Annotated in this window: 17 protein-coding genes; 7 read left to right on the forward strand and 10 right to left on the reverse strand. The window is 37.2% G+C overall.

Annotated features, from left to right (window positions below; translation table 11 throughout):
• Positions 1 to 160 precede the first annotated feature (160 nt).
• Positions 161 to 1,909, reverse strand: a complete 1,749-nt coding sequence (locus C9J29_RS02705) for an ABC transporter ATP-binding protein (protein WP_272898254.1) — start codon at positions 1,907 to 1,909, stop codon at positions 161 to 163.
• 112 nt (positions 1,910 to 2,021) lie between these two features.
• Between C9J29_RS02705 and C9J29_RS02710 the strand changes: the two genes are divergently transcribed.
• Genes C9J29_RS02710 through C9J29_RS02720 form a run of 3 tightly spaced genes read left to right on the forward strand, consistent with a single transcriptional unit; the run spans position 2,022 to position 6,786 of the window.
• The gene (locus C9J29_RS02710; protein WP_107921567.1) at positions 2,022 to 3,452 is read left to right on the forward strand and encodes an ABC transporter permease; all 1,431 of its coding nucleotides are present in this window, start codon (positions 2,022 to 2,024) and stop codon (positions 3,450 to 3,452) included.
• A 13-nt stretch (positions 3,453 to 3,465) separates the two neighbouring features.
• Positions 3,466 to 4,962 (forward strand): ABC transporter permease, encoded by a 1,497-nt coding sequence (locus C9J29_RS02715; protein WP_107921568.1) that lies wholly within the window; start codon positions 3,466 to 3,468, stop codon positions 4,960 to 4,962.
• 12 nt (positions 4,963 to 4,974) lie between these two features.
• Entirely contained in the window at positions 4,975 to 6,786 is a 1,812-nt protein-coding gene (locus C9J29_RS02720) for an ABC transporter substrate-binding protein (RefSeq protein WP_096363630.1), read from the forward strand.
• Between the two features lie 117 nt (positions 6,787 to 6,903).
• Here C9J29_RS02720 and C9J29_RS02725 read toward each other — a convergent pair whose 3' ends face one another.
• Positions 6,904 to 7,485, reverse strand: coding sequence for a phosphatidylglycerophosphatase A family protein (locus C9J29_RS02725; RefSeq protein WP_008174245.1), 582 nt, complete (start codon positions 7,483 to 7,485; stop codon positions 6,904 to 6,906).
• A gap of 113 nt (positions 7,486 to 7,598) precedes the next feature.
• Here C9J29_RS02725 and C9J29_RS02730 point away from each other — a divergent pair, with 113 nt between their 5' ends.
• The 3 genes from C9J29_RS02730 (at position 7,599) to C9J29_RS02740 (ending at position 9,347) form a co-directional block, all read left to right on the forward strand.
• A complete protein-coding gene (locus C9J29_RS02730) occupies positions 7,599 to 8,318 on the forward strand; it encodes an alpha/beta hydrolase (protein ID WP_096363628.1) in 720 nt (239 codons plus the stop codon).
• Positions 8,319 to 8,399: 81 nt separating this feature from the next.
• Entirely contained in the window at positions 8,400 to 8,915 is a 516-nt protein-coding gene (locus tag C9J29_RS02735) for a YjcG family protein (RefSeq protein ID WP_008174247.1), read from the forward strand.
• A gap of 3 nt (positions 8,916 to 8,918) precedes the next feature.
• Positions 8,919 to 9,347: a GNAT family N-acetyltransferase gene (locus tag C9J29_RS02740; protein ID WP_008174248.1), complete on the forward strand. Its 429-nt coding sequence runs from the start codon at positions 8,919 to 8,921 to the stop codon at positions 9,345 to 9,347.
• A 119-nt stretch (positions 9,348 to 9,466) separates the two neighbouring features.
• Here the strand turns inward: C9J29_RS02740 and C9J29_RS02745 are convergent, their stop codons facing one another.
• From C9J29_RS02745 to C9J29_RS02770, 6 genes are all read right to left on the reverse strand, one after another.
• A complete protein-coding gene (locus tag C9J29_RS02745; protein ID WP_008174251.1) occupies positions 9,467 to 9,715 on the reverse strand; it encodes a stage VI sporulation protein F in 249 nt (82 codons plus the stop codon).
• Positions 9,716 to 9,853: 138 nt separating this feature from the next.
• On the reverse strand, positions 9,854 to 10,036 hold the full coding sequence (locus C9J29_RS24885) for a YjcZ family sporulation protein (protein ID WP_012292972.1): 183 nt from the start codon (positions 10,034 to 10,036) through the stop codon (positions 9,854 to 9,856).
• A gap of 65 nt (positions 10,037 to 10,101) precedes the next feature.
• Positions 10,102 to 10,461 carry a stage V sporulation protein AE gene (gene spoVAE / locus C9J29_RS02755; RefSeq protein WP_008174255.1) on the reverse strand — a complete coding sequence of 120 codons (360 nt, stop codon included), beginning with the start codon at positions 10,459 to 10,461 and terminating at the stop codon, positions 10,102 to 10,104.
• 16 nt (positions 10,462 to 10,477) lie between these two features.
• Positions 10,478 to 11,473: a stage V sporulation protein AD gene (locus C9J29_RS02760; protein ID WP_008174258.1), complete on the reverse strand. Its 996-nt coding sequence runs from the start codon at positions 11,471 to 11,473 to the stop codon at positions 10,478 to 10,480.
• Positions 11,467 to 11,922: a stage V sporulation protein AC gene (gene spoVAC, locus C9J29_RS02765; RefSeq protein ID WP_008174259.1), complete on the reverse strand. Its 456-nt coding sequence runs from the start codon at positions 11,920 to 11,922 to the stop codon at positions 11,467 to 11,469. The genes C9J29_RS02760 and spoVAC overlap by 7 nt, the downstream gene beginning before the upstream one ends.
• Positions 11,923 to 12,324, reverse strand: a complete 402-nt coding sequence (locus C9J29_RS02770; RefSeq protein WP_225316259.1) for a YhcN/YlaJ family sporulation lipoprotein — start codon at positions 12,322 to 12,324, stop codon at positions 11,923 to 11,925.
• 125 nt (positions 12,325 to 12,449) lie between these two features.
• Between C9J29_RS02770 and C9J29_RS02775 the strand changes: the two genes are divergently transcribed.
• Positions 12,450 to 12,974 carry a CotY/CotZ family spore coat protein gene (locus C9J29_RS02775; protein WP_008174263.1) on the forward strand — a complete coding sequence of 175 codons (525 nt, stop codon included), beginning with the start codon at positions 12,450 to 12,452 and terminating at the stop codon, positions 12,972 to 12,974.
• 65 nt (positions 12,975 to 13,039) lie between these two features.
• On the opposite strand, the gene C9J29_RS02780 is transcribed toward C9J29_RS02775, so the two are convergent.
• Together C9J29_RS02780 and mgtE are read right to left on the reverse strand one after the other, a co-directional pair.
• Positions 13,040 to 13,444, reverse strand: coding sequence for a hypothetical protein (locus C9J29_RS02780; protein ID WP_107921569.1), 405 nt, complete (start codon positions 13,442 to 13,444; stop codon positions 13,040 to 13,042).
• Positions 13,445 to 13,496: 52 nt separating this feature from the next.
• Positions 13,497 to 14,873 carry a magnesium transporter gene (mgtE, locus tag C9J29_RS02785; RefSeq protein WP_089986713.1) on the reverse strand — a complete coding sequence of 459 codons (1,377 nt, stop codon included), beginning with the start codon at positions 14,871 to 14,873 and terminating at the stop codon, positions 13,497 to 13,499.
• Positions 14,874 to 14,968: the final 95 nt, after the last annotated feature.

Here is a 14,968-nt window from a genome sequence, read left to right on the forward strand (position 1 = left end):
GAATGTATTAAAAGACTTCCATTATATGCAACTACATTTTATTTATGCAAAATAAATAATGTAGATATTCCATCTAGGCTCTAATATAGTTTAATTAAAGGTTGTTCATTTTCAGCGGAAACCTGCCAAATGTCTCTATTGTACTATAATATGGCAGCCATCATGTTGAAACGGCAACCCAATGATTTGGAAAAACTTCTACAAGCTGGCTATTTTCTACCTCGTAGTGAACTTTCACGTCGTCTGTATTTTCCGCATCACTATATTTCTGCTTTTCAATCGCTGGATCGGGAATTGGTATGGACTGTAATAATGCACGTGTATAGGGATGCTGAGGATTAGCATATAGCTCCTCACTTTCAGCTAATTCTACAATTTTCCCCGCATACATAACTGCTACCCGATCACTAATATGCTTCACCATCGATAAATCATGTGCAATAAATAAATACGTCAACCCAAGCTTTTGTTGTAATTCCTTTAGTAAATCCACAATCTGTTTTTGAATGGATACATCTAAGGCTGACAAAGGTTCATCACAAACTATAAAATTAGGCTCAACCGCTAATGCTCTAGCAATCCCAATACGTTGTCGTTGACCTCCTGAGAATTCATGTGGATAACGCATAGCGTGTTCTTTCTTCAAACCAACAAGCTCAAGCAGTTCCTCTACCCGTCCTAGTCTTTCACTATGTGATTTCACTAGACCATGAATATCAAGTGCTTCCCCAATAATATCTAAGATTTTTTTACGAGGATTTAACGATGAATAGGGATCTTGGAAAATTATTTGCATATGGCGACGCATCGCCTTTAACTGCTTTTTCGTTAGTCTCGTTACAGGAATCCCTTGGTATAAAACTTCTCCATTAGTAGGCTGATGAAGCTGTAGAATTGTTCGACCAGTGGTAGATTTACCTGATCCTGATTCGCCTACTAAGCCTAAAGTTTCCCCTGGGAGTATATGGAATGATAAATCATTGACAGCTCTTAATGTTTGGCCTTTTCCTAATGAAAATTCCTTTGACAGATGTGTGACTTCGATCAAAGGTTTATTTGGATCAATACCTGGTTGGATAGTAGAAATTTCTTTTGGCTGCTTTTTTTCATGTAGCTTTGGTAGCGCATTCAATAATTTTTGGGTGTATGGATGCTGCGCATTCGCAAAAATCTCTTCCGTCGTACCCTGTTCAACAATTTCTCCTTCTTTCATGACAATGAGACGATCACACATACCAGCAACGACACCTAAATCATGTGTAATTAAAATAATAGATGTGCCCATTTTCTTTTGCATATCTCTCATCAATTTCAAAATTTGGGCTTGAATAGTTACATCCAATGCTGTCGTTGGCTCATCCGCAATCAGCAGTGACGGATTACATGCAAGTGCCATAGCTATCATTACACGTTGTCGCATACCACCTGAAAATTCATGTGGATATTGTCGATAACGCTCTTCTGCATCCCGAATGCCAACAAGTTTTAATAATTCAATGGTTTGCGTATAGGCTTCCGTCTTTGACATGGATTGATGCTTGATTAAACTTTCAGCCACTTGATCTCCTATTCGTATGGTAGGGTTTGTAGATGTCATAGGATCCTGAAAAATCATGCTAATATCTTTTCCACGAATTGTTTCCATTTGTTTTTCTACTAATTCCGTTAACTCCTGACCTTTGAACTTAATAGTGCCAGATTTTAAAAATGAAGGTGGAGATGGTAATAAGCGCATAATGGAGCGTGCTGTTACACTTTTCCCACTCCCAGACTCACCTACAATTCCGAGTGTTTCACCTTTATTTAGATGGAAGCTTACATCTTTTACAGCTTCAAACTCTGTCTCCCCGGTAAGAAAGGAAACACGAAGATTATTGATTTCTAAAAGCTTTTCGCTCATTCGAATCATCCTTTTTAAAATTTGTGATTGACTTACTTTCATGTATAATCCATACTTTACAATACTGATAGGAATTATACAATATAGTGTTGAATATTTTATTAACGCTTGGAGGAAATGCATGGTTACTTCAAAAAATTATTTAAAACCAAAGGAATTTATGTTCTTTTCTATGGTTTATCAAAAACTAATGCACCAAAAGCCTTATAATATACTACTTTTTCTTTTAAGTATTTTGGTTCATCCATTTACATACTTTATCTATCGGAAAAAGAAACATTCAAATACTTATGACCAGGCTTTTGAATTGCGTAGTCAGTATTACTTGAAGAATGGTTTATTTGCCCAATGGCAGCAATCTTTTGAACAGCAAGAAATAGCAAAAGCTTCATTTTTTCAAGAAGCTGTATCATCATCGCGAATACAGCAAACTGCTAATGAATTAGCCAAGAAAAGGCTTCAACAGCAAGTAGATCATGATTTACAAAATGAAGGTATACAACCATTAACTTATGATCAATTTTTTAATCAGCAACTGAAATACAAATATTTTGTAGCTCTTACCTTTCTACCAGCTGTTTTATTTTATGTAGTGCTAATTTTATTTGCGAACCCGTTTTTGCAATTTATCATTGAAAGAATTTTACAAAGCTTCATTGTGATTGTTGGTGTGGCAACGTTAGTGTTTACAATTTTGTATCTATCACCTTTCGATCCAGCCAGAAACTTACTTGGCGTTGAGGCGACAGCAGAGCAAATAGCCAACTTTAATCGCATTCATGGTTTGGATCAACCTTATTTATCTCAATTATGGCATTCACTATCTGGCCTATTTACTTTTGACTTAGGCACATCCTTTGCAGGTAAAGAAGATATTACGCACAGCATTACAAATAAATTTCCTGTCACACTTGAAATAGCCGTATTATCACTGTTAATGGCTATTGCTATCGCCATTCCAGTCGGTATTATTTCAGCGGTTCGTCCTAATTCGTATTTGGATTATACATTTATGTTTATTGCTTTAATTGGTTTATCCATTCCAAGCTTTTGGCAAGGTTTAATTTTTATTTTAACGTTCGCGTTAAAGCTACAATGGTTTCCAGCGACCTATAACCCCCAAAATTGGTTATCCCTTATCATGCCAGTTATCGTCTTGGGGACATCCATTACGGCATCCATAGCTAGGATGACAAGGTCGAGTATGCTTGAGGTGATCCACGAGGATTACATTATTACAGCTAAAGCAAAAGGCTTGAATGAATTTAAAGTAATTTCAAAACATGCCATTCGTAATGCCATGATTCCGATTATTACGGTGATAGGACTTCTTTTTGGAGGTATGTTGGGAGGCGCATCTGTTACAGAAAAGGTATTCAATATTAGTGGGATTGGTAGCTATATTGTTGATAAACAATTTATTCCTGATATTCCCGCAATCCTTGGAGGCGTTGTTTATATCGCTATTACGATCTCCATTGTCAATTTATTGATTGATATCATGTATGCCTTTTTTGATCCACGCATTCGCTCGAAAATGAAGAAGTCTTAAAGGAGGATCACCTGTGAAAAACATCTTACATGTCAAACTACTTTTGAAGATTACACAGGAATATGTCAATTCTCATTTTACCTTTGTCTTTTCCTTACTGTTTTCTTTATTGTTTCTAGCCTATAGCTATAATTTTTCAACCCATAGCTGGCGACCAATTGTTCTACTATTCTTTGTTATTTATGCCATTACTGCGATCTATGTGGCTTTTGTAAATTTACGAATAAAAAGAGATTTAGCAAAGTTTGGGGAGATTCAAAGAGGTACTCGTATTTTCGGCTATCCTCTACTATTAACCGTTCTTTCTGGCAATATTTTTTCTACATCATTTGCGTTTATGCTTGTGTCCACTAGAAAGACTGCCGAATATACGTTTGCTGCCTATGCCTTTATTACGCAATTATTCATCATTGGTATTGCAGCATTAAATTTATTTAAGCCTTATGTAACAGATACCTTTTTACTGGCGATGAGTGTTTTCTTCATACTTGCGCTTATTTATATCGTGATGACCATTTTATGCGTTAAGTTTGTCACACCAACAGCGGCTCCAAGATGGATGCTTATCCCTGGTATTTTATTACTATTGGCTACTTTCACTGGTAATCTATTTGCTACATTACTAGGTTATAGCCTTATTCAAAAGGCTAGAAAGGCAAACCCTTCTTCTATTGAAAAGTGGCAAAAAATATGGGAAAAGATTTTACGAAATACGATGGCTGTATTCGGATTATTTTTCATTATTTTTATGTTTTCATTGTCCGTCACAAGTACTTGGACTTTTGACTATGACTTTGCTACAGAAAATAACTACGGTGCCCTGCTGCAAACACCATCATTAGAATATCCTCTAGGCACAGATAATTACGGGCGAGATTTATTTTCCCGTATTGTATTTGGGGCACGCATTTCATTAATCGTCGGATTTTTCTCAACGATTATTCCTGCGTTAGTCGGAGGCGCGTTAGGGGCATTTTCCGGCTATTACGGAAAAACAACTGACAATGTCATCATGCGAAGCCTAGATATTTTATATGCTATTCCGGGCATTCTGTTAGCCATTGCTATTATTGCTGCATTTGGTGCTAATACGATCAATCTCATTATTGCACTTAGTGTTGGGGCAATTCCAACCTATGCACGTACAATGCGGGCGAATGTCATGCAGCTAGCAAATTTTGAATTTGTGGAATCCGCCCGAGCTTTGGGGGCATCTGATGCGGCCATTATTTTCAAGCACATTGTTCCTAATTCATTAGCACCCATGATTGTTAAGGCAACACTTACGATTGGTGGAGCTGTTATTTCAACAAGTAGTTTAAGTTTTTTAGGGCTTGGTATTGAGCCACACATTCCCGAATGGGGCAATATTTTAAAGGTTGGTAGTACGTACCTGGAAACTCATTCATATGTTGCGATTTTCCCAGGTCTTTGTATTATGCTTCTTGTCCTCTCCTTTAACTTCTTAGGAGATGGTTTACGAGATGCTTTAGATCCAAAAACAAATTAATTGGAGGTACCTATGAAGAAATTACTTGTATTATTATTCGTCGCAGTATTAGCTTTAGCTGGCTGTGTACAGACGAAAACTGACGTAGAAGGAAGTAAAGATTCAAAAGATAGTGACAAGAGCAATGGCAAAGTAGCCATTGAAGTATTAGGCATGGCAGCTTCTGAAGAAGATATGAATATTGTTCGAGACCAATTAGTAAAAAACGGCTTTGATGTAAAGCTTAATATTCAACCAGATTACGGTTCATTCTCGGCCCAAAAAGAAGCAGGCAACTACGATCTTGCCCTTTCAAGCTGGACGACAGTAACAGGAAACCCGGACTATGCTGTTCGTGGATTATTTAAAACGGGTGGAGATTACAGTGTTGTTGCAGATTCAAAATTAGATGCCCTAATCGATGAGGCGAGTACATTAACTGGTGAAGAAGCAGCGGCTAAATATAAAGATTTAGAGCAATTACTAGTATTCGATCAAGCTTATATTGCGCCTTTATATATTTCCAATAAGTATCAAGGGATCTACTCGGAGTTAGTAAATCCTAAAACTGTACATTTACCAAAATCTCGTGCGCAAGTATGGGAAAAAATCGAATTTAATGATTCTGCTAAAAATGCAACTGAACCATTAATTTTACACCAAACAATTAATTCTCTTACTTCGCTAGATCCGATTAAAGGAAATGATGGTTCCATCAACACATTAAATACAAATATGTATGTTCGTCTTGTTAATTTAACAAACACGGATGACGTTGTTTCAGATGGTTCATTATCTTATAACCATGTAATGGCAGAAGGCAATCAAGACTATTACTTTATTTTACGCGATGATATTCATTTCGCCGCAGTGAAAGATGGCGCAGCTGTTGATACAGGTGATCTAGTATCTGCTGAAGATGTGGTCTTCTCATTAAACCGTGCTAAAGATGCTAATTCAGTACCAGATCACCGTACTTATAGTATCCATGAAAATATTGAAACAGTAGAGATTGTTTCAGATTTAGCTGAATTACAAAATAAAAAAGTATCTGGCTCTGATCAAACAGTTCTGGAAGCATTATCACAAAACCTCCCTGCATCTGTAGCGCAATTAGCAAAAGACAAAGGGTCTGTTAACAATGCTTCTGGTTCATACCAAGTTGTTAAAATTACAACACCAACACCATTCCCGCAAGTGTTAAACTATTTAGCACACCAATCTGGTGGTATTGTATCTGAAAAACAAGTAACAAGTATTAATACGTATGATGTAGCTAACTATGACCCTGACAAAGATATTGCCTATGGTGATCAAGCTACAATCACTGAAGGATCAGCAACTTTCAACAATCAACTTTATGCAAGTGGTCCTTATATTTTAGTAAAGAAAAATGATTATGAAGCACAATTTGTGAAAAATCCTGCCTACCGTGTTGGTAGTGAGTATGAACCAAAAATTTCGAAAATCAATGTTCGTTTCATCTCTGATGTTGACAGTGCTTTATCAGCATTACGTAATGGAGAAATTCACGTTCTTCAAACAGTTCCAGAAACAAAACTGGATATTGTGAAATCTGACGATAAATTAACTTTAAATACTGCCGATAGCAATGCTGTTTCTTACTTACAAATGAATACATCTGGTCGCGCAGTTTCAGATTCAGCTGACTTACGTAAAGCGATTTTGTACTCCATCAACCAAGACGAGTTCATTAGCTATTACCAAGGCAATAAGAAACCTGCTGTATCAACTGTATCTCCTTTAGTTGACACTGGGTTAAAACTTGAAGCCGATAGCGAAAAAGTAAAAGAATTTTTAAAAGCCTATAACGATAAAAAGTAATAAAGGGATTTTTTAAAAGAATAAAATGACAAAAGCCATTGAGAGTAAAAATACTCGATGGCTTTGTCTATCCTTCCCCATATTTGAGAAAGTTATTTTTTATAGTAGAAACTCATTTTATATTTCATTATGTGATTTTGGCTTTGGTCCTAGCTCTTCTGGCTCGATATCCGCAAATGTCTCGCCCTCTTCCTCTAAATCACGCATACGGTGAGCAATTCGTGATGCTGCAGAAGCCGCGATACTGCCAACTAAATCATCTAAAAACGTGTTAACATGATGCCCAGGCTCAGTATCTAATTTTTTAATAATGCCAATTTTTTGCTTGTCTAAATGACCAAATGTGGTTACTGCAATGCTGCCATATGTAAAAACAGATCCTAGTGCGATTGTTTCGTCCACACCAAATAAACCTTCATCAGATTCTATAATTTGCTGTAATGGTGATGATAATAATTTTTTCTCAGCTAGCTCATCTAATTCAATTCCTACTAAAAGTGCATGTTGCACTTCTCGTTTACGCAGTACACGCTCAACCGAATGAACACAATGATCCAGTGTTAAACCTTCATTATAGGTTTTTTGCATTTCGTAAACAATTTTTGCGATATCCTCGATCGCCACACCTCTACGAATTAACGCGGCATGTGCTGCCTTCGCTACTTCATCAGAGTGCACACGAATACTTTTATTATGCATAAGCTACCCCTCATTTCGATTTTATTGCTAGTATAGTGCTAGCCCAACCTATTATACCTTTACTTTCGTAATATGGTACAATTTTGTTACAAACATAAGAAGGAGTGTCATCATTGGATAAGGGAACAGTACAGGATTTAGCATTCTATAGTGAGGCATTACAGGAAGAATTACAGCTCTATATTTATGTTCCTGCAAATTATTCTCCACTATATAAATACAACATTCTAATCGCATCAGATGGTAAAGATTATTTCCAGCTTGGTGGTATTACAAAGCTAGCTGATGAACTGATTGATGACTATGAAATCGAAAATTTAATTATTGCTTTTGTTCCATACAAAGATATTAACGATCGACGTCATAAATATATTCCTAGTGGTGAGCAGCATGAAGCTTATCTCCGCTTTTTAGCACATGAGCTAGTACCTTATTTAGATAACGAGTTTTCCACGTATCAAATGGGTATGAGTCGTGGAGTAATTGGAGATTCGATGGCTGCTACAGCTTCCTTAATGGCCGCATTAAAGTATCCAAGTATTTTTGGCAAGGTCATTCTTCAATCACCATACGTGGATGATGACGTTTTGAAGGCAGTCGAAAATTTCAAAGATCCAGCAGCCATTTCTATATACCATATAGTTGGTAAGGGTGAAGACCAAGTAGTGACTATGGATAAATCTGTGAAGGATTTTTTAACACCTAATCGTCAGCTCCATGATCTTATGATCCATAAAGGGTTCTCTATATTTTATGACGAGTTTGATGGCAATCATACATGGAAATATTGGAAACCAGACCTTCGACGTGCATTAATTGAAAATTTTAATTAATGTGAGTGATTAAATTACGAAAATTGGATTTTCTGATATACTTAAATAGAAAAATTGTTTATTTACGGGAGGTAATGGACTATGAAGTACGGTATTGTGGCATTTCCATCAAAAAAATTGCAAGATTTAGCGAACACTTATCGCAAACGATATGATCCTCATTTTGCGAAGATTACACCGCATATGACGTTAAAAGACAGCTTTGATGCGTCTGAAGAAGAAATTCAAACCATCGTTAAGCAATTGGATGAGCTTGCTGCTAAATATGCGCCTTTAAACATTCATGCATCACGCATCAGTTCGTTTTTCCCTACAACCAATGCCATTTATTTCCGCATTGAACCAACTGAACAATTAGCTGCTTTCCAACATGAAATCCAAGAAAATATTTCTTATGGGGAAACGAAACATGTATTTGTACCTCATATTACAATCGCTCAAAAAATGTCGGATTCTGAGCATGACGACATCTTTGGTCAATTACGTATGACTGGTGTAGATGAAAAAGATACAATTGATCGCATTCATCTTCTATATCAATTAGAAGACGGTTCATGGACAACATACGAAACATTCCGTTTGTCTGGAGCTGAGTGATGATTGTATAACGTTAAGATTGTTGAAACAAAGCAAGAACATGATGATGCGTTTACTGTACGAAAAAAAGTTTTTGTTGAAGAGCAAGGCGTTCCACTCCATTTGGAATGTGATGCTGAAGATGCAACTGCAACGCATTTTATTATGTATGAGGACGATGAGCCTGTAGGAGCAGCGCGTTTACGTAGTATTGAAAACAATACAGCAAAAATTGAACGTGTTTGTATTTTACAATCTCAACGTGGCAAAAAATTAGGGGCTTTACTAATGAAGGAAATGGAGAAATACGCCATTTCTATCCCAAAAGAAACATTGAAGCTTCACGCGCAAAGCCATGCAATTCCATTTTACGAAAAGCTTGGCTATGCGGTAACTTCTCCAGAATTTCTGGATGCTGGTATTCCGCATCGAGCAATGGAGAAAAAAATTTAATGAAAGGGTGTTACGATATTGTTCAATGTCGTAACACCCTTTTTTAAACCAAAATCCGCTTGCCACCATTTATCTACTCTATCGTAACAAGCTGCTTTGCCAAGTAGATATGCCATGCGCTACTTCATCATTCTAGTGATTTTATCGAAATCTAGTGATGCTCCATCTTGAATAATAGATTGTACTAATTTATCTTCTAACTCTTGTGTAATCGTTCTGTTAGATATCTTAGCAACACGTCGTACGATTTTTCTTACTTGTTTTTCACTTGTAAAATCCGCATGTTGAATGGCATTGGCTAATGCGAAGATTTCATCCATCGAAACACCTGTTTTTTGCTCAATTGAATTAAATAACGAGCGATGCATGTTTTCCCTCCTATCATTAAAACTCAATTTGACCTTGCGACTTGCCCGAAGCATTCACAAATGGTGGAGGCCTTAACTTTATTTAGGTATGTGAACCCTCTAAATAAGAGTTAAAGCCTTTACAATATGTTCATCAAATTAGATGTAAGTAGCGCCAACAATAATTAAAAGAATAAATAGAACAACAATTAGAACAAATGTTGAACCATAGCCAGAGTTGTTGCCTCCACAATAACTATAGTTATTGCCTCCGCAATAGCTATTGTTCCACCCACCAACATTATTTCCATACGGTTGTGAGGACCAGCCTTGATATCCCATAAAAGCACCCCTCCCTTCTACAACCTATAATATGTTTGGGTTGTAGAAATGGGAGGGGTATTCGTCTAGTCGATATTTCCTTTAGGCTTAAAAATTAATGCACCAATAAAAGCAAAAACAATAGCAGCACTGATACCTGAGCTTGTTACTTTAAACATTCCTGTTAAGACGCCAACCAGTCCATGCTTTTCTGCCTCAGCCATTGCCCCGTGTGTTAGAGAATTACCAAAAGAGGTAATGGGTACGGTAGCTCCTGCGCCAGCAAAATTAATTAATGGCTCATATAACCCCATACCATCCAATATAGCACCAAGGACAACGAGTGTACTTAATGTATGGGCCGGTGTTAAATTACCGACATCCATTAATAATTGGCCGATGACGCAAATAATGCCTCCAACAATAAATGCAAATACAAATGTCATTACCATAATTTATGCCTCATTTCATTGTAATTTCGATGGCATGTGCCGTACATGGAATCGTCTCACCTTGTTGAAACGATAATGGAGACAATAATGCCCCAGTTGCCACTAGTAATACACGCTTATAGCTACCCGCTCGCATCTGCTGAAGAACGTAACTAAAAAAAACAGCTGCTGAACAGCCTGCACCACTTGCCCCTGATTGAAAGGATTCATCTTGCCCATAAAACTCAGCACCTGCATCGCGTAAAAGAGTTAGTTCCTCATTTTTCACACCATTTTCAACAAGCATTCCCTTCAAAAGCTTTAACCCAAGCTGACCTAAATCGCCCGTCAAAATTAAATCGTAATGATAAATTTTTTGATTTCGTTGTTGTAAATGAGATTGAATCGTTTGAAAGGCCGCAGGTGCCATTGCAGCACCCATATGGAAAGGATCATCCATGCCGTAATCCACAGATTTTCCAATTGTGGCAGCTTCGATGGAAGGATACTCTTCACGGTGTTTACCGATTAGCGCATAGCCAGCAGCTGTTACAGTCCATTGAGCAGTTTGTGGCTTTTGTGCACCGTAATTGATAGGATAACGAAATTGACGTTCTATCGCATTATGCTGACTTGACGCACCGGCTAATGAATAATTAGCAGCACCTAATTCTGTTAAAAGACAAGCAATAATGACGGAAGAAACAGAGGTGGCACACGCAGAAAATAGCCCAATAAATGGTATTTCTAAATCCCTTGCTGCAAAATTGGTCGGTGTCATTTGATTGACCAAATCTCCACCCATTAAATAATCAATATCTCCACCTTGTACGTTCATTTTCTTCATAGCCGCATCACATGCTTCTTCAATCATTTTACGATGCCCCTGTTCATTGGTTTTCATTTGCCAACGTTCATCATCATACACAGCATCAAAATACTGACTAAAAATACTTCGGTTCTCTAATGGGCCTGCTACAACTCCACCTGCTAATAGGGATGGTTTCGATTGAAAAACGATTACCATGAAACCACTCCTATCATCACGAAGATATATTTAATAAGTGCTACGAAAAACGCTGCTACTACACCAAATAAAACCACTGACCCTGCTAGCTTAAATAAATTACCGCCAACTCCTAATACTAAGCCCTCTGATCTATGCTCGATGGCTGCGGAAATAACGGCATTACCAAATCCAGTTACTGGCACTGATGAACCTGCCCCAGCAAATTGACCCATTCTTTTATATAGACCAAGCCCCGTTAGCAACATAGCAAAAAATACCATTGTAGCTACGGTTGGATTACCGGCTGTCGCTTCTGTAAAATTGAAGAATATAATATAAAAAAGGGACACAGCTTGGCCAATTGTACAAATAAGACCGCCGACAAAAAACGCCTTTGCTATATTCTTTATATATGGAGGCTTTGGTGTCACATTTTGCTCCAACTGCTGATATTGCTCTTTTTCCATTTATGTCTTCTCCTTTGCTAGCTCTTTAAGTTCTTTAATTTTATCGCTCAATTTATTATCTTCAATCTGATCCTTTTTTATTTTATTGGCTTCATAAAAAATTTTATAATCAGCTGAGACAAAAACATCTTTATTTGGATATTTCTCATCAAATTTTTTCTGCAACTTTTTCTCTAACTTAGTCTTTTTCCACTTTTCCCATGGTTTAATTTGTACTGCAACAAGCATACTATCGTCATAATGGATAACGGTTGATCGTTCCACATAGTCCTCTTCTTTTATAAGGGCTTCGACTTCACTTCCATTTTGGGATGGACCGTAGACGATAAATTTTTCTTTTTCAGCACAACCATTTAACAGCAAAACGACTAAGAGAGGTAACGTCATTCCAAGTAGCCTCAAGTTTTACCCTCCTTTTCTTTAAAGTTTCTCCACACATAAAAAAACTATTCATAGATACAATAGCCCGAGTCCAAATTTGAAAAGCACATATTGTAGAAGTAGTAACAAGGAAAGGAGGTGACAATATGGGTTGTGGTAAGCCAACAAATCCTATTGGACCAATCCATTCAGCAGGCTGCGTTTGTGACGTAGTGCGCGCTATTTTAGATATTCAAAATCAAGCGGTGCGAGATGAGTGTTCTCCATGTACAGCAAACTGTTTCTTAGAACCACTAGGCGGGATTGTTAGTCCTGCTCGCTCTCAAGCAGATACACGTGTATTTATGTTAATTACAAAAGATGGTACTCCTTTCAAAGCATTCTTTAATTCCCCAACTGCAGATCCTTGTATTTGTACATCCGTATTCTTCCGCGTTGAAGATATGTTTGATGAGTGTTGTGCGACTTTACGTGTTTTAGAACCTCTATGTACATTCGATTCTAGTGAAAGTACAGTAGATTTATTAAGTCGTGACGGCTGTTGCGTAAATATGAAGAAGATCTGTAAAGTGGATGATTGGAACTCAACAGATAGCTGTATTACTGTAGACTTATCTTGCTTCTGCGCTGTACAATGTATCGCTGATGTTGACTTAGGGATTTGTGACTAATTTCTTTCACCTTTGACACACACACATAAAAAAAAGTGTACAGCATCCTCTGCTGTACACTTTTTTTATAATGATGGTAATTGTCTTCCTCGCCAAAGGACTTGTTTTATATCTTCAAAATAAATGATTTCCTGTGTTTTTAATTCTAGTGAGGTAAGCATTAAAGAATCATTTTGTACATCTGAAGCAGAACCAGTTAATTTTCTACCATCTTTTAAACAAACTAGAAGCGGCTGATAGGCTCGCTGACGAAATGGCTTTTCTAAAAATTGAAGTTGTTTTAGTAAATGCGGATCCACTTCCACATCTTTTACAACTTCTTCTTCTTCTTCGTCAACCGTTTCATCTACATAAGTATTGTCCTTGACGTATACAGATGTACTTTCTTCTAAATCAAGTTCATGCAACACCTTAGAAATATTTAAAAAATACGATGGTGATTTTATAAACAAGCGTGGTTCTTGACCCACAATACTCACTTCCCTTTTTCCATACAATATGCGAAAGTAAGTAAATTGGTTCTTAGCCTATTTGACTTAAGAAAACTGTTGCTAAACCTAAATAAATTAAAATACTTGTAATATCATTTAAAGTTGTAATAAACGGGCCAGAGGCAACAGCTGGGTCAATTTTCAAACGGTGCATTAACAAAGGTATAAATGAACCAGCTAATGTCGCAACTAAAATCGAGCCACAAAGTGCAGCACCTACTAACATCCCAAGTACTAGTTCTTGTTTCCAAAAATAAACGATACCAATGACAATTAAGCCGCAAACAATTCCTGACATTAAGCCTGTGCCCGCTTCTCGTAGCAGTAATTTTAATTTACTATGTTCTTCTACATCACCTGTAGCAATACCTCGAATAGCTACGGCCAAAGCTTGTGTTCCACTATTCCCCGATGTTCCTGAAATCAACGGAATAAAGACTGCCAATAAGGCCACCTTATCTAAAGTATCCTCAAATTGCCCCATTAAATTGGCTGTTAGCATACCTAAAAACAGGAGTACCACCAACCATGGCAAACGTTTTCTGGCAGCTTGGAGTGGTGTGACATCAAATTTATCCATATCGGAAATACCGGCTAACTTAGAGTAATCCTCAGATGCCTCTTCATCAATAACGTCGATAATATCATCGACGGTAATAATCCCAAGTAATTCACCTTTATCATCAATAACAGGTGTCGCTAAGAAATTATAATCTTTCATTATATGTGCAACTTCCTCTTGGTCATCTCCTACATGTACCATAACGACACGTTCATTCATAATTGAACGAATAAGTGTATCCTCTTCGGCAATAATTAAATCTCTTAATGAAATAACACCCGTCAAACGGTGCTTTTCATCTACTACGAAAATATAATAAATGGTCTCAGCATCCGGTGCCTCTTTACGTAAAATGGCCATTGCTGAACGCACTGTAGAGTTTTCTGGAATAGCGACATATTCAGTTGTCATAATGGACCCAGCTGTATATTCATCATAGCTTAGTAGCTCATTAATTTCTTCAGCCGTTTCCTCATCCATCATTTCCAGATAACTTTCACGTTGTTCCATATCCAGTTCATTTAAAACATCGGCTGCATCATCTGCATACATATGAGAAAGCATTTCTGCCCCATAAGATGGATCCATTTCAGCTAGATATGCTTTATACTCATCATCTTCAATCTCGATTGCCTCAAAAATATCAGCCATTTCTGTTGGAGACAAGAACGAATAGATGATCTTCCTTATATCAGGTTCCACCTTTTCGTAAAACGTTGCCTGATCATATGGATGAAGTTCTAAAAACTCATCACGGAATGCGTCAATATTATGTGCTTCGAGCATGCCTCGTAAATGTGCTTCGTCAAATTGCACATCATCCTTTTCATTTCTATCCTCTATCATGCTTGTCCCCTCCTTCCGAGCTATCCATCATTATTACGGGCAATGCCGTAAATCTACCTTCTATATAATAGAGCGAATTATACCCTTCTGCAAAC

This window comes from Lysinibacillus fusiformis, assembly GCF_003049525.1.
GTDB lineage: Bacteria > Bacillota > Bacilli > Bacillales_A > Planococcaceae > Lysinibacillus > Lysinibacillus fusiformis.

What these genes read in the sequence shown, in the direction of transcription:
- C9J29_RS02705 (WP_272898254.1), bottom strand. Translation starts at nt 1,909, where the DNA reads ATGATTCGAATGAGCGAAAAGCTTTTAGAAATCAATAATCTTCGTGTT.
- C9J29_RS02710 (WP_107921567.1), top strand. Translation starts at nt 2,022, where the DNA reads ATGGTTACTTCAAAAAATTATTTAAAACCAAAGGAATTTATGTTCTTT.
- C9J29_RS02720 (WP_096363630.1), top strand. Translation starts at nt 4,975, where the DNA reads ATGAAGAAATTACTTGTATTATTATTCGTCGCAGTATTAGCTTTAGCT.
- C9J29_RS02725 (WP_008174245.1), bottom strand. Translation starts at nt 7,485, where the DNA reads ATGCATAATAAAAGTATTCGTGTGCACTCTGATGAAGTAGCGAAGGCA.
- C9J29_RS02735 (WP_008174247.1), top strand. Translation starts at nt 8,400, where the DNA reads ATGAAGTACGGTATTGTGGCATTTCCATCAAAAAAATTGCAAGATTTA.
- C9J29_RS02745 (WP_008174251.1), bottom strand. Translation starts at nt 9,715, where the DNA reads ATGCATCGCTCGTTATTTAATTCAATTGAGCAAAAAACAGGTGTTTCG.
- C9J29_RS24885 (WP_012292972.1), bottom strand. Translation starts at nt 10,036, where the DNA reads ATGGGATATCAAGGCTGGTCCTCACAACCGTATGGAAATAATGTTGGT.
- spoVAE (WP_008174255.1), bottom strand. Translation starts at nt 10,461, where the DNA reads ATGACATTTGTATTTGCATTTATTGTTGGAGGCATTATTTGCGTCATC.
- C9J29_RS02760 (WP_008174258.1), bottom strand. Translation starts at nt 11,473, where the DNA reads ATGGTAATCGTTTTTCAATCGAAACCATCCCTATTAGCAGGTGGAGTT.
- spoVAC (WP_008174259.1), bottom strand. Translation starts at nt 11,922, where the DNA reads ATGGAAAAAGAGCAATATCAGCAGTTGGAGCAAAATGTGACACCAAAG.
- C9J29_RS02775 (WP_008174263.1), top strand. Translation starts at nt 12,450, where the DNA reads ATGGGTTGTGGTAAGCCAACAAATCCTATTGGACCAATCCATTCAGCA.
- mgtE (WP_089986713.1), bottom strand. Translation starts at nt 14,873, where the DNA reads ATGATAGAGGATAGAAATGAAAAGGATGATGTGCAATTTGACGAAGCA.